Annotated in this window: 15 protein-coding genes; 11 read left to right on the top strand and 4 right to left on the bottom strand. The window is 60.0% G+C overall.

Annotated features, from left to right (window positions below):
- Nucleotides 1–54 precede the first annotated feature (54 nt).
- The 11 genes from bchC to dxs all read left to right on the top strand — a co-directional run bounded on the left by bchC (nucleotide 55) and on the right by dxs (nucleotide 10,022).
- A complete protein-coding gene (gene bchC / locus BMY44_RS14030) occupies nucleotides 55–993 on the top strand; it encodes a chlorophyll synthesis pathway protein BchC (RefSeq protein WP_207510551.1) in 939 nt (312 codons plus the stop codon).
- Nucleotides 990–1,991 carry a chlorophyllide a reductase iron protein subunit X gene (locus BMY44_RS14025; protein WP_089996106.1) on the top strand — a complete coding sequence of 334 codons (1,002 nt, stop codon included), beginning with the start codon at nucleotides 990–992 and terminating at the stop codon, nucleotides 1,989–1,991. The genes bchC and BMY44_RS14025 overlap by 4 nt, the downstream gene beginning before the upstream one ends.
- The gene (gene bchY, locus BMY44_RS14020) at nucleotides 1,978–3,561 is read left to right on the top strand and encodes a chlorophyllide a reductase subunit Y (protein ID WP_089996104.1); all 1,584 of its coding nucleotides are present in this window, start codon (nucleotides 1,978–1,980) and stop codon (nucleotides 3,559–3,561) included. The genes BMY44_RS14025 and bchY overlap by 14 nt, the downstream gene beginning before the upstream one ends.
- Nucleotides 3,562–3,631: 70 nt before the next feature.
- A complete protein-coding gene (gene bchZ / locus BMY44_RS14015) occupies nucleotides 3,632–5,092 on the top strand; it encodes a chlorophyllide a reductase subunit Z (protein WP_089996101.1) in 1,461 nt (486 codons plus the stop codon).
- Nucleotides 5,089–5,313, top strand: coding sequence for a cytochrome PufQ (gene pufQ, locus BMY44_RS14010; RefSeq protein ID WP_089996098.1), 225 nt, complete (start codon nucleotides 5,089–5,091; stop codon nucleotides 5,311–5,313). The genes bchZ and pufQ overlap by 4 nt, the downstream gene beginning before the upstream one ends.
- A gap of 119 nt (nucleotides 5,314–5,432) precedes the next feature.
- Nucleotides 5,433–5,588: a light-harvesting antenna LH1, beta subunit gene (pufB, locus tag BMY44_RS14005; protein WP_089996095.1), complete on the top strand. Its 156-nt coding sequence runs from the start codon at nucleotides 5,433–5,435 to the stop codon at nucleotides 5,586–5,588.
- Nucleotides 5,589–5,602: 14 nt separating this feature from the next.
- The gene (pufA, locus tag BMY44_RS14000; protein WP_089996093.1) at nucleotides 5,603–5,761 is read left to right on the top strand and encodes a light-harvesting antenna LH1, alpha subunit; all 159 of its coding nucleotides are present in this window, start codon (nucleotides 5,603–5,605) and stop codon (nucleotides 5,759–5,761) included.
- A 132-nt stretch (nucleotides 5,762–5,893) separates the two neighbouring features.
- A complete protein-coding gene (gene pufL, locus BMY44_RS13995) occupies nucleotides 5,894–6,727 on the top strand; it encodes a photosynthetic reaction center subunit L (RefSeq protein ID WP_089996090.1) in 834 nt (277 codons plus the stop codon).
- Nucleotides 6,728–6,740: 13 nt separating this feature from the next.
- Nucleotides 6,741–7,661 carry a photosynthetic reaction center subunit M gene (gene pufM / locus BMY44_RS13990; protein WP_089996087.1) on the top strand — a complete coding sequence of 307 codons (921 nt, stop codon included), beginning with the start codon at nucleotides 6,741–6,743 and terminating at the stop codon, nucleotides 7,659–7,661.
- 12 nt (nucleotides 7,662–7,673) lie between these two features.
- The gene (pufX, locus tag BMY44_RS13985; RefSeq protein ID WP_089996086.1) at nucleotides 7,674–7,907 is read left to right on the top strand and encodes an RC-LH1 core complex protein PufX; all 234 of its coding nucleotides are present in this window, start codon (nucleotides 7,674–7,676) and stop codon (nucleotides 7,905–7,907) included.
- 204 nt (nucleotides 7,908–8,111) lie between these two features.
- Nucleotides 8,112–10,022: a 1-deoxy-D-xylulose-5-phosphate synthase gene (gene dxs, locus BMY44_RS13980; protein WP_423219760.1), complete on the top strand. Its 1,911-nt coding sequence runs from the start codon at nucleotides 8,112–8,114 to the stop codon at nucleotides 10,020–10,022.
- Nucleotide 10,023: 1 nt separating this feature from the next.
- Here the strand turns inward: dxs and idi are convergent, their stop codons facing one another.
- The 4 genes from idi to chlG are packed head-to-tail and all read right to left on the bottom strand — an operon-like array spanning nucleotide 10,024 to nucleotide 13,919.
- Complete coding sequence (gene idi / locus BMY44_RS13975) at nucleotides 10,024–10,557, bottom strand: isopentenyl-diphosphate Delta-isomerase (RefSeq protein ID WP_089996082.1); 534 nt, start codon at nucleotides 10,555–10,557, stop codon at nucleotides 10,024–10,026.
- Complete coding sequence (locus BMY44_RS13970) at nucleotides 10,554–11,735, bottom strand: geranylgeranyl diphosphate reductase (RefSeq protein WP_089996078.1); 1,182 nt, start codon at nucleotides 11,733–11,735, stop codon at nucleotides 10,554–10,556. The genes idi and BMY44_RS13970 overlap by 4 nt, the downstream gene beginning before the upstream one ends.
- A 2-nt stretch (nucleotides 11,736–11,737) precedes the next feature.
- Nucleotides 11,738–13,018, bottom strand: a complete 1,281-nt coding sequence (locus BMY44_RS13965) for a BCD family MFS transporter (RefSeq protein WP_089996075.1) — start codon at nucleotides 13,016–13,018, stop codon at nucleotides 11,738–11,740.
- A 1-nt stretch (nucleotide 13,019) separates the two neighbouring features.
- Nucleotides 13,020–13,919, bottom strand: a complete 900-nt coding sequence (gene chlG / locus BMY44_RS13960; RefSeq protein ID WP_089996073.1) for a chlorophyll synthase ChlG — start codon at nucleotides 13,917–13,919, stop codon at nucleotides 13,020–13,022.
- Between the last annotated feature and the right edge of the window lie 24 nt (nucleotides 13,920–13,943).

The raw sequence follows: 13,943 nt of genomic DNA, 5'->3' as shown, positions 1-13,943 counted from the left end.
ATTGTCGCAGTTTGACACATGCAGTGCAGTCACAGCGACAACGGGGAGAAATCGTTGGAAACCAACGCAGTAATACTCAGCGCACCCGGAAAACTGGGAATCGACTCGGTCGGAATCGTTCCGCCTGCTGCTGCGGATATTGTCGTGTCGGTCACCCACAGCGGCATTTCCACAGGCACAGAGAAGCTTTTCTGGTCCGGTGACATGCCGCCATTCCCCGGTATGGGCTACCCGCTCGTGCCCGGCTACGAAGCCGCCGGAGAAGTGGTCGAAGCAGGTGCAGACAGCGGCTATCGCGTTGGCGAACACGTGTTTGTGCCAGGTGCCAGCTGCTACGATGGTGCGCACGGGCTTTTCGGGGCCGCGGCGCAAACGCTGGTCACACCGGCAAGCCGGGTCACGCGCATCGACCGCGGGCTTGGGGCAGCAGGGGCGCTGCTGGCGCTGGCGGCAACTGCGCGGCACGCTATGGCGGGACCGGGCAAGGCCGTGCCGGACCTGATCATCGGCCACGGTGTCCTTGGACGTCTGCTGGCCCGCCTCACAGTTGCCTCCGGCGCGCCTGCACCAACAGTCTGGGAAATCGACCCGCAGCGTCAGCACGGCGCGCGGGGCTATGACGTGATCCATCCAGATACTGACGAACGCCGCGACTATACATCCATCTACGATGCCTCCGGGCGCGCGGACCTGCTCAACGACATGGTCGGGCGGATCGCAAAAGGTGGCGAAATCGTCCTCGCGGGTTTCTATACGCAAGCCATCCAGTTCGCCTTCCCGCCCGCCTTCATGAAGGAAGCGCGGTTCCGGATTGCCGCCGAATGGCAGGCTGACGACATGACAGCAACGCGGGCACTGGTCGAAAGCGGCACGCTCCGGCTCGACGACCTTATCACACACACATCCAAGGCCCGCGATGCGGCAACGGCTTACGAAACGGCCTTTACCGATCCGGCCTGCCTCAAAATGATCCTCGATTGGAGCGCGACATGAAAGACGAAGTCCCTAACCTGACGGACTACGACAAAGCGCTGCGCGACGAAGCGGCCGAACCGACACTCGAAGTGCCGCAAGGCGAAGTCACGTCCAAGACCCAGATCATCGCGATCTACGGCAAGGGTGGTATCGGGAAATCCTTCACGCTCGCGAACCTCAGCCACATGATGGCCGAAATGGGCAAGCGGGTACTGCTGATCGGCTGCGATCCGAAATCCGACACGACCAGCCTGCTGTTCGGCGGCAAGGCCTGCCCGACGATCATCGAAACCTCCGCGAAAAAGAAAATCGCCGGAGAAGAGGTCAAGATCGGCGACGTCTGCTTCAAACGCGGCGGTGTCTTTGCGATGGAACTTGGCGGCCCAGAGGTTGGTCGCGGTTGCGGTGGTCGCGGGATCATCCACGGGTTTGAACTGCTCGAAAAACTGGGCTTCCACGATTGGGACTTCGATTATGTTCTCCTCGATTTCCTCGGGGATGTTGTCTGTGGCGGCTTCGGCCTGCCCATTGCGCGTGACATGGCGCAAAAGGTCATTCTTGTCGGCTCCAACGACCTTCAGTCGCTTTATGTTGCAAATAATGTTTGCTCGGCCGTTGAATACTTCCGCAAACTTGGCGGGAACGTCGGTGTCGCTGGACTGGTGATCAACAAGGACGACGGCACGGGAGAAGCACAAGCCTTTGCTAAAGCGGTCGATATCCCGGTCCTTGCGGCCATCCCGCAAGACGACGACCTGCGCAAGAAATCCGCGAACTACCAGATCGTCGGCACCCACCAAAGCAAGTGGGGCAGCATGTTCGAAGGTCTGGCCGAAGCCGTCGGCATCGCACCACCTGTGCGCCCGACACCGCTGGATCAGGACGGCCTGCTGGGCCTGTTCGACAGCAAGGACACAGGTGGCGACTACCAGCTTGTGCCCGCAACCGACGTCGACATGCGCGGCAAGAACGCAGCGCCGAAAGAAAGCCTTGAGGTGATCTATGACGACGCGTGAGGGCTATGAAGTCGGCTATGACGACGCGGGCAGCGTTCAGATCATCGAAGGCGTAGACCGCCCCGATGTGTCTGATGATGTGCAGGCCACAGCGTTGTCCGGTGGCTGCACAGCCGGTGCTGCGACGATGGAGGACGCCGCGCGCAAGGCGGGCCAGTCCGACATGCTTGACCAGTTCGCCAAGGACTATCCGCAAGGACCACATGACCAGCCACAATCCATGTGTCCGGCATTCGGGTCTTTGCGTGTGGGCCTGCGGATGAAGCGCGTGGCGACGGTGCTGTCTGGCTCTGCCTGCTGCGTCTACGGCCTGACGTTCGTGTCGCACTTCTACGGCGCGCGTCGCTCGGTCGGCTACGTCCCGTTCAATTCCGAAACGCTCGTCACAGGCAAGCTATTCGAAGACATCCGCGAAAGCGTGCACGACATGGCCGACCCGGATCGTTATGACGCGATTGTGGTGACGAACCTCTGTGTGCCAACGGCCTCCGGCGTGCCGCTGCGCTTGCTTCCCAAGGAAATCAACGGTGTGCGCATCGTCGGGATCGACGTCCCCGGTTTCGGCATCCCCACCCATGCCGAGGCGAAGGACGTCCTCGCCGGTGCGATGCTGAACTACGCCCGTGAAGAAATTAAGGCTGGCCCGGTGCAGGCCCCCGTTGGCGGAAAATCCGACCGCCCGACCGTCGCGCTGTTGGGTGAAATGTTTCCCGCTGATCCGATGATGATCGGCGCGATGCTGGCCCCGATGGGCCTTGCTGCTGGGCCAACCGTGCCAACCCGCGAATGGCGCGAACTTTATGCAGCACTTGATTGTGGCGCGGTCGCCGCGATCCATCCGTTCTATTCCGCCAGCGTGCGTGAATTCGAGGCCGCTGGCCGTCCGATCATCGGCTCCGCCCCTGTCGGTCATGATGGCACTGCCGCGTGGCTTGCCAATATCGGCGACGCTTTCAATATCAAACCAGACCAGATTGCCGCCGCACAAAACGCATTCCTTCCTGCCATCAAAGGCGCGCTGGCCGGATCGAAAATCAACGGCACGATTACGCTGTCGGGCTATGAAGGCAGCGAACTCCTCGTTGCCCGCCTGCTGATCGAAAGCGGTGCGACCGTGCCATATGTCGGCACAGCCTGTGCGAAATCGGAATGGTCCGCAGACGATGCTGCTTGGCTCGAAAGCAAGGGCGTCAAAGTAAAATACCGTGCATCGCTCGAAGACGATCTGTCCGCAGTCGATGCCATTAACCCCGACCTTGCCATCGGTACGACACCCGTCGTGCAACACGCCAAGGAACGCGGAACGCCGTCGCTATATTTCACGAACCTGATTTCCGCACGCCCACTCATGGGTCCTGCTGGTGCCGGTTCATTGGCACAGGTCGTCAATGCAGCCATCGCCGGTGGCGAAAAGATGAACAAGATGAAGGCGTTTTTCGAAGGCGTCGGTCATGGTGATACTGCCGGTGTCTGGGAGGGCGCGCCAAACCTGCGCCCCGACTTCCGCGCCCAGCATCAGAAAAAGCTCGACAAGCAAGCCCGCGCCAAGGCTGCGGAGGCAATGATTTGATGCACGCACAGTCATACGCCCTGTGCACGCCTTGTGCACGCTTTGTGACACCCGAATTGAGGGGGTCAGCATGCTAGTTCAGGATCACGACCGCGCAGGCGGATACTGGGGTGCGGTCTACGCATTCTGCGCCGTAAAAGGCCTGCAGATCGTCATCGACGGCCCCGTCGGTTGCGAGAATCTGCCGGTCACATCCGTCCTGCACTACACCGACGGTTTGCCGCCTCACGAGCTGCCCATTGTCGTCACCGGCCTTGGTGAATCCGAGATGGGCGAAGGCACCGAAGAGGCGATGAAGCGAGCGTGGAAAACGCTTGATCCTGCCCTGCCCGCTGTTGTGGTCACAGGGTCGATCGCTGAAATGATCGGCGGCGGCGTGACCCCGCAAGGCACGAATATCCAACGCTTTTTGCCGCGCACCATTGATGAAGATCAGTGGGAATGTGCTGACCGTGCAATGACGTGGATCTTTACGGAATTCGGCATGACAAAAGGCCGGATGCCGCCCGAAAAGAAACGCGAAGAAGGGGCAAAGCCCCGCGTCAATATCCTTGGGCCGATGTATGGCACGTTCAACATGCCGTCTGATCTTGCTGAAATCCGTCGCCTTGTCGAAGGCATCGGTGCCGAGGTCAACATGGTCATGCCACTGGGTGCCCATTTGGCCGAAATGCGCAATCTCGTGAACGCGGATGTGAACATCTGCATGTACCGCGAATTCGGGCGCGGGTTGGCCGAGGTGCTGAACAAGCCTTACCTGCAAGCGCCCTTCGGCATTGATTCTACAACGAAATTCCTGCGCAAGCTGGGTGAGCTGACAGGGCTCGATCCCGAACCGTTTATCGAACAGGAAAAGCATTCGACCATTAAACCCGTCTGGGATCTGTGGCGCTCTGTCACGCAGGATTTCTTTGCAACGGCTGAATTCGCCATCGTCGCGAACGAGACTTATGCACGCGGCATCCGGCATTACCTCGAAGGCGATCTCGGCTTTCCTTGTGCCTTCGCCGTCGCGCGTTGCCGTGGCAAGAAAACCAACAACGACGAAGTGCGCAGTCTGATGCACACGAAACGTCCGCTGATCGTCTTCGGGTCGATCAACGAAAAGATGTATATGGCGGAAATGAAGGCCGGGCACGGACCCAGCCCTTCGTTCATCCCGGCCAGTTTCCCCGGCGCCGCGATCCGTCGCGCAACGGGCACACCGATGATGGGCTACGCCGGGGCGACCTACGTCCTGCAAGAGGTCTGCAACGGGTTGTTCGACAGCCTGTTCCATATCCTGCCGCTGGGCAGTGAGATGGATGCGACCGACGCCACACTGACACCCTTGCGCCGCGACTTCCCCTGGGACGCCGATGCGCAGGCCAAACTGGATGAGATCGTGGCAAGCCACCCCATCCTAACCAGAATTTCTGCCGCCAAATCCCTGCGGGACGCAGCAGAACGCGCAGCACTCGACGCCGGCAACGACCGGGTGGTCCTCGAGACCGTCGCAGCACTGCAATCACCGTCGGGAGGACGCACATGACTGACTTCACCACAGACACACCGCTGATCCGCACACGCACAGCCCCGCCAAAGCGGGAATACTACGCGTATTTCGCGATCATCTTTCTGGCCACGCTGCCGCTGTCGTTCCTGACCTGGGGACTGAGCGCGGCACGCCGGATGGAGCTGCCTGAAAAAGGTCCGCTCGCCAAGGCCTGGTCGCAGGCCCGCATTATTACGCCGCACATCTTTCATGGATGAACGGCACCCAGCATTCGTCATCCCCCCCCGGGGTGATGGATTAGGGCAGGGGATGAGCCCCTGTCGTAACCCGGCCGCGGGGGGTACGCGGCGTCAGTTCATATGTTTGGAGACAAAAAATGGCTGATAAATCTGACCTGTCCTTCACAGGTTTGACAGACGAGCAGGCGCAGGAACTGCACGCAGTATACATGAGCGGTCTGTGGATCTTCACGATCATCGCAGTCGTTGCTCATATTCTGACGTACATCAAACTGCCCTGGTTCAGCTGGTAGGAAAGGAAAGCAAAATGGCACAGTTCTACAAGATCTGGCTGGTTTTCGACCCGCGCCGCGTTTTCGTGGCACAGGGCGTTTTCCTGTTCCTTCTTGCAGCGATGATTCACCTCGTCCTGCTCAGCAATGAATCCACAAACTGGTTCAACCTCGCCTTTGGCGGCGGTGCATAAACCGGCTTGGGTCGTTGAAAAGAAAAGCTATGGGCGGGCCGGCGTCCGCCCATAGCAAACACACAAAGTTTCATGCCGACAAGGCGCGCCCGAACGGGGACGCAGGGCTTGTCGATAGACTGGAGTAGGAAGATGGCGCAGCTCAGCTTCGAAAGAAAATACCGCGTCCAAGGCGGGACGCTGGTCGGCGGTGATCTGTTCGACTTCTGGGTGGGGCCATTCTACGTTGGCTTCTTCGGGGTCACGACGTTCTTTTTCGCCGTCCTTGGGACGATCCTTATCTTTTACGGGGCCTCGCAAGGGGACACCTGGAACCCGTGGCTGATCTCGATCGAGCCGCCGGCACTTGAATACGGCCTTGGTGCCGCGCCGCTGCTGGAAGGCGGGCTTTGGCAGATCATCACGATCTGTGCCATCGGCGCCTTTGTCAGCTGGATGATGCGCGAGGTGGAAATCTGCCGCAAACTCGGGATGGGCTATCACGTGCCTTTTGCCTTTGGTGTGGCGATCCTGGCTTATGTGACGCTGGTCGTTATCCGTCCGGTCCTGCTTGGGGCCTGGGGACATGGATTTCCCTATGGCATCTTCAGCCACCTCGATTGGGTGAACAACGTCGGCTACGCCTACGGCAACTTCCACTATAATCCTGCCCACATGGTCGCGATCACCTTCTTCTTTACGACCTGTCTCGCACTTGCGCTGCACGGATCGCTGGTTCTCTCTGCCGTGAATCCCGGCAAGAAGGGCGACATTATCAAGTCACCGGACCACGAAGATACGTATTTCCGCGATCTGATCGGCTATTCGATCGGGCCACTCGGCATCCACCGTCTTGGACTGTTCCTTGCGCTGAACGCTGGTCTGTGGAGCGCGATCTGCATCGTGATTTCGGGCACCATCTGGTTCGAGGAATGGATCGTCTGGTGGGATTGGTACTACGAACTGCCTTGGTGGCGGGATCTATAGGAGGACATGAACAATGGCTGAATATCAAAACATCTTCACCCAGGTTCAGGTGCAGGGACCGGCCGAAATGGGTGTCGTCGAAGATAATCTGATCGAGCGGGGGACCACTGCGCGGTTCTCGACGCTGGCGGGCTACTTTGGAAACGCACAGCTTGGGCCGATCTACCTTGGCAACATGGGTGTCATTTCACTGGCGACGGGCCTTGTCTGGTTTGTCATGGTGGGCATGTCGTTCTGGGCGCAGGCGGACTACAACCCCGCGATTTTCATGCGCGATCTTTTCTGGTTCTCGCTTGATCCACCTCCGCCGGGTTACGGGCTTTCGATGCCACCAATGAATGATGGCGGGTACTTTATGATCGCTTCGTTCTTCCTGCTGATCTCTGTTCTGACGTGGTGGGTGCGCACATATCTGCGTGCCGAGGCGCTGGGCATGGGCAAGCACGTGGCGTGGGCATTCGCCTCTGCGATCTGGCTGTTCCTTGTATTGGGTCTGATCCGTCCGATCCTGATCGGTGACTGGTCGGAAATGGTGCCTTATGGCGTGTTCAGCCACCTTGACTGGACGAACCTGTTTTCGATCACGCATGGCAACCTGTTCTACAACCCGTTCCACGCGCTGAGCATTGTGTTCCTCTATGGGTCCGCTTTGTTGTTCGCGATGCACGGGGCAACGATCCTTGCCGTCAGTCGTTTCGGCGGCGAGCGCGAGATCGAACAGATTGTCGACCGCGGCACGGCGACGGAACGGGCGGCCTTGTTCTGGCGCTGGACCATGGGCTTTAACGCCACGATGGAAGGTATCCACCGCTGGGCATGGTGGTTTGCGGTGCTGACCACATTGACCGGCGGCATCGGGATCCTATTGTCCGGAACGGTCGTTGATAACTGGTTTGTCTGGGCGCAGGTCCACGGCTTTGCCCCACTAGACTAAGGAGACGAAGATATGAGTGAGAATACCGATTATCTTGGCGTCGAAGGACGGTCACGGCTTTATGGTGATGTTCTGCTGTTGATGCTGAAAGGGGCCGGCTACGCCTGCGCCTTCTGCCTGATCGTGTGGTTCGTCATGGCTGTTATCATCGGCATTGGCCGCGCCCTGCCAGCCGAAAGCCGCGACACGCCCGATCCGATCAATCGCTCGTCGATTGAGCTGGTCCAGAAGACGTATTTCGTCTGACCGAGACAGGGGCGGGCATGCCGGCGCGACGCCAGTTGCCCGCCCCCTTGCCATCGGGCCACCCTCCCTGGTGGGTCCGATATTGAGGAGCGGCCAAGGCCACACCTCAGTTCCCTTCCTGTTGGCTACAGGAACTAGCGTCGCAAGAGTGCCGATCCGGCATCACTTGCGGCGCTTTTTTATCAGAAAGGTGCTGTTATGACCATGACTCCCCATTTGGACCGCATCGCAGGCCCGGCGGACATGCGCGCCCTGTCCGACAGCGCCCTTGCGGAACTTGCGCGCGAGGTCCGCAATGAAGTCATCGCATCCGTGTCGCAGACCGGCGGGCACCTGGGGTCATCCCTTGGCGTGGTCGAACTTGCCGTGGCGATCCATGCCGTCTTTGACACCCCGCGCGACAAGCTGGTCTGGGACGTGGGTCACCAGTGTTACCCTCACAAGATCCTGACAGGTCGTCGTGACCGCATGACAAGCTTGCGACAGGAAGGCGGCATTTCCGGATTCACGAAACGCTCGGAATCCCGCTTTGATCCGTTTGGTGCAGCGCATTCCTCGACCTCGATTTCCGCAGCCCTTGGTTTCACGATGGGCCGCGATCTCGGCATGGATACGGGCGACGCCATCGCTGTCATTGGTGACGGGTCGATCAGCGCCGGCATGGCCTATGAGGCGATGAACAACGCCGGTGCCGAAGGCCGCCGCATGTTCGTGATCCTCAACGACAACGAAATGTCCATTGCGCCGCCAGTTGGGGCGATGTCGAAATACCTCTCCGGTCTTTATGCCTCTCCCTTTGGTGAGATGCAGAAGATGGCCGAAGGGTTCGAATCTGCTCTGCCTGGCCCCCTGCGTGATCATGCCCGCCGCGCGCGCCAGCTTGTGACCGGTGCCGCACCAGGCAATCAGGGCACGCTGTTTGAATCGCTTGGCTTTTCCTACATCGGTCCGATTGACGGGCACGATATGTCCCAGCTTTTACCGGTGCTGCGTGCCGCGCGTACGCGGGCCACGGGGCCGGTCCTGATTCACGTCTGCACGACCAAGGGCAAGGGCTATGCTCCCGCTGAAGGTGCCGCCGACAAAGGCCACGGCGTCAGCAAATTCGATCCCGCCACGGGCCAGCAGGCCAAGGGCAAGCCAAACGCGCCAAGCTACACCAAGGTGTTCGGAGAGGCGCTGACCCAAGAGGCCGCCCATGATCCGGCAATCGTGGCGGTCACTGCCGCCATGCCATCAGGCACCGGCGTCAACATCATGGCAGACCGTTTTCCGGCGCGGGTCTTTGACGTCGGAATTGCAGAGCAACATGGCGTCACCTTTGCCGCCGGCATGGCTGCATCGGGGCTCAAGCCGTTCTGCGCCATCTATTCGACCTTCCTGCAACGCGGGTACGACCAGATCGTCCATGATGTTGCGCTTCAGAACTTGCCGGTGCGCTTTGCGATTGATCGCGCGGGTCTGGTCGGGGCGGACGGTCCGACCCACGCGGGCGCGTTCGATATCGGGTATCTGTCCGCTTTGCCAAACATGGTGGTTATGGCCGCCTCGGACGAGGCAGAGCTGATGCACATGGTGCGCACGGCCGCCGCCTATGACGACGGTCCCATTGCGTTCCGATACCCGCGTGGCGAAGGCGAAGGCGTGTCGATGCCTGATCGGGGCGACGTACTTGAGATCGGCAAAGGACGCATCGTTGTCGAGGGGGACGACATCGCGATCCTGTCATTCGGCGCGCACATGGGCGAATGCGTCAAGGCGCGCGCGTTGATGGAGGCGCAGGGCGTGTCCGTCACGCTGGCTGACGCGCGGTTTGCGAAACCGCTGGACCGTGACCTGATCCGGCAACTGCTGAAAAACCACAAGGCGCTGATCACGGTCGAACAGGGCAGTCAGGGCGGGTTCGGCGCGATGGTGCTGCATGATCTGGCAAACGATGGGTTGCTGGACGGGCGTTGCCAGTTGCGGACTGTGACCCTGCCTGACCGCTACATCGATCAGGCGGCCCCTGACGCGATGTATGCAGAGGCTGGCATGACAGCAGTCGATATCGCCGCGACAGCGATGCAGGCAGCGGGCGTTTCACCGCGCAAGGTTGGATTGGTGTCGGGCTGACCTATCCGGCGCGGACAAGGTCACCGAAAATCGCGGACTTATATTCCTGCAGGTAGATGCGCAGCCAGGGTGTGAACTTGTCAGGCGTGCGTGCGACTTGTGCGGCAAGGTCGTAGAAACCGACCCATTCGATCGCCATGACCTCTTCCGGGTTCGGGTTGACCTTCAAATCATCGGGTGCATCGGCGACAAAGATTTCGACGACCTCGTGTTCAATCAGATCATCGCCGACATCGGCGCGGTATTCCACCTGATCGCGATGCGCGGGATAGATCCCGCTGATCCCAAGCTCTTCGTTCAGGCGGCGCACGGCGCAATCGGCAGGGTCTTCATCCCATTCGGGATGTGTGCAGCAGGTATTCGCCCAAAGGCCCGGCGTGTGATACTTTCCCATCGCCCGCTGCTGGATCAGCACCCGACCGCGGTTCATCACGAAAACGCTGACTGCCTTGTGTTTCAAGCCAAGCTGATGCGCCGCGAGTTTTTCCACGGGTTCGAGTTTGCCGTCCACCCAGGCAGGGATCATGATCGTCATGTGCGCAGCTCCGATACCAGCCCTGTCAGATGGGCGAGGTTCTTGATCCCGATTTTCAAGTGCGCAAGCGGGCGCGCCTTGACCAGCTTCTTGTTCATATATGCTTCAAAGGTCAACCGCTGGACATCGACATCGTGACACAATGACACAAAGCGTTCGCGCCGCATGTCGCTTTTGTAATAAGCGTTCTGCATCGCACCAAGGACACGGAACACCTGTTTGTGTTCGCGCATGAACAGTTTGCGGGCCATTTGCAGGTCTTTGGCGCGACCCGTCGCAAGGCACGATGCCGCCGCAGTTGCCGCGACGCGCCCGCCCACCATAGCATAATAAATGCCTTCACCGGACGATGGCGCAACAACGCCTGCTGCATCACCCGCCAGCACGACGTCTTTGCCATTGTCCCAGCGATCAAGTGGTTTCAGCGGGATCGGTGCGCCTTCCTTGCGGATTGTTTTGCATTCGCTCAACCCTGCCGTGCGGCGCAAGGCGGCGGTCGCCTCCTTGACGTCGACACTTTTGATCATTGACCCCATGCCGATGCTGGCCTGTCCGCCATGCGGGAAAATCCAGCCATAAAAATCGGGGCTGATCGCCCCGTCATAGATGACGTCGCACCGTTTGGGATCATAGGTTTCGGTCTGAGCAGGGGCTTCGATAATTTCGTGATAGGCGATCACATAGGGAATGGTATCGCCCCCCGGCACTTCGAGCCGGGCAACATTGGATCGTGCGCCATCGGCCCCGATGATCAGTTTGCAGTCCATTTTCTGAACGTTTCCGCTGACGCCATCCCGGAACACGACTGATTTCGTGTCGCCATGACGTTCGATTCCCTGAAACGATCCGGAATAGCGGTGCGCGCCAGCCTCTTGCGCGCGAGTGCGCAGGAATTCGTCGAAATGCTCGCGGTCCACCATGCCGACAAAGCCGTTTTCAATGGGGATATCGACGTGTCGCTGTGTCGGAGAAATCATGCGGGCCGTTTGGATCTTGGCCACGATCTGTTCGTCCGGAATGTCAAAGTCTGCGATCAATCGTGGTGGAATGGCCCCGCCGCAGGGTTTGATCCGTCCGGCCCGGTCCAGCATCGCAACGCTGTGCCCGGCCTTGGCAAGATCCTCGGCTGCTGTGGCACCCGATGGGCCGCCGCCTACGACGATTACATCATATTCCATGATCATTCTCCCGGAACCATTGCAGCGGACGGCATGCGCCGGTCCATGATTTTCGCGGCCATGACAGTCGCGGCGATAAAGATTGCAGCTTCAAACAGGAACACCGATCCGAAGGCCTGATCGTCAGGCAGGGACAAGCGCAGCACGTCGACCAGACCAGCCCCAACCAATCCGCCAAAGCCAGCGGCGATGGCTTGTGCCGCGCCCCAAAGCCCCATGCGGGTGCCTTCGCGCTGCGCGCGTCCTTCGCCCGCCAGCGCCATCATCGATCCGATGGCGGCAACCGCGAACATCCCGTTGAAAAACCCGAGCATTACCACAGCCGGGGTCAGTGGCCCGCCCGGCCCGAGTGGACCCAGCATCGCAATCACGGCGAGTGATGCGGCAGACCCGATGCACCCGGCCATGACCCAATTGCGCAGGCTGCCGACCTTGAAGCCGGTCGCAAGAATGCCCACGCAGAGCATTCCGATGAAAACGCCGCCGTTCTGTGCGCCTGACAGGGCCGTGGATTGTCCCGGCGAGAATGCAAATACCAACCCCGCATATGGTTCAAGGATCAATTCCTGCATGAAATAGGCGGTCATCGACAGGAACACGAAGATCGTGAAGTTGCGCGCCCGTGTTTCGGACCAGACCTGTGCCAATCCTTCCAAGAACGGTGTGTGATCGGGTTCTTTCACCGCGATCAAACGCTTTTCGATGCCCCAGACGGCGATGATTGTGGCAAGCGTTGCTACCGCGCAGACGATGCCGACCAGTTTGATCAGCAGTGCAGGCGTGTAAGGGTCAAGCATTGCCCCGACGCTGCCCGCCGTTGCAGCGATGCCGAAGATCATCATCAGCCAGGTGATTGTCGCGGCCGCTGCCCGTCTGTGCGGCAGTGTGGTTGTTGCGAGCAGCGCGAGCAGTGACGTTCCGGACGCTCCGACACCGACACCGATCAGTGCGTAGGCGAGGATGGAAATGGCAAGGCCCAGCGCAAACGATGTTGGAAAGACCAGGATCGCGCCCGCTGCCAGCATCGCCCCCAGCGCAAGCACGAACATGCCGCCGATGATAAACCTTGTGCGCTTGCCCCCCGCGTCCGAGACAAAGCCCCATTTCGGCCGGCTTAGCTGGATGCCGTAGTGCAGTGCCACAAGGAACCCTGGCAGGATCGCTGCCAGCGACAGTTCGACAACCATCAGTCTGTTCAGCGTCGATGTGGTCAGCACCACGATGGCACCAAGCGCCATTTGCACGAAACCAAGCCGGAAAATCTGGAACCACGAAAGATGCATGTCAGAGGCTCCTGATTGCGAAGGCGGCAATCATCATGCCGCTGATGTAAAAAAGAATGCCCATGCCCTGATACCAGGGCGTCTTGCCTTCGGGATCGCGCAGCAGCACCCGCATGGCGGCCAGTTGGACGCCAAGCATGGCAGCCACGCCGAAGCCATGCACTGGCTTGTCCCACGTGAATAGCGCCCCGATAACGATCACCTGCGGGACCGCCATCACAAGACAGGCCACCCCTGCGGCCAGACGCGGCCCGAGCGTGACCGGCAACGATTTCAGACCCATCTGTCGGTCGCCCTCGATCGCCTTGAAATCGTTCAGCGTCATGATGCCATGCGCGCCAATCCCGTAAAGTGTTGCGATGATCAGAACTTCGATTGTAGGTGCGCCCGCCGACAAGATCGCGGCACCGGTGATCCACGGTAGTGTTTCGTAGGCCAGTCCGCACAGGCCCGGCCCCCACCAGCCGGATCGTTTGGCGCGGATCGGTTCGCAGGAATAGGCCCAGGCTGCTGCGACACCAGCGATGGTTGCCGCAAAACCCCACGGGCCAAGCTGGTACCCCACGAAAAGCGACAGCACCGTCATGATCAGTGCGATCCATAGCCCCCAGCGTCCGGGGATTTGCCCTGACGGGATTGGCCTGTCCGGTTCGTTGATTGCATCCACATGCCTGTCGCACCAGTCATTCGCGGCCTGTGACATGCCGCAGACGATCGGGCCTGCCAGGATGACACCGAGTATCACCAGCCACCACTGCCCCGCAGGTGAAACCCCTGCCGAAACCGCGCCGCATAAATAGGCCCACATCGGCGGAAACCATGTCACGGGTTTGATCAGACGCAAGGCGGCCCGTGGTGCGGGCCAGCGGCGAGGCGTCTGGATGGCAGAACTGACAGTCATTGTGTCAGTTTAGTTGGACAGTTG

This window comes from Cognatiyoonia koreensis (assembly GCF_900109295.1).
Lineage (GTDB): Bacteria > Pseudomonadota > Alphaproteobacteria > Rhodobacterales > Rhodobacteraceae > Cognatiyoonia > Cognatiyoonia koreensis.
Note: the sequence above shows the minus strand (reverse complement) of the source record. Positions and strands in the feature narration are given on the sequence as shown.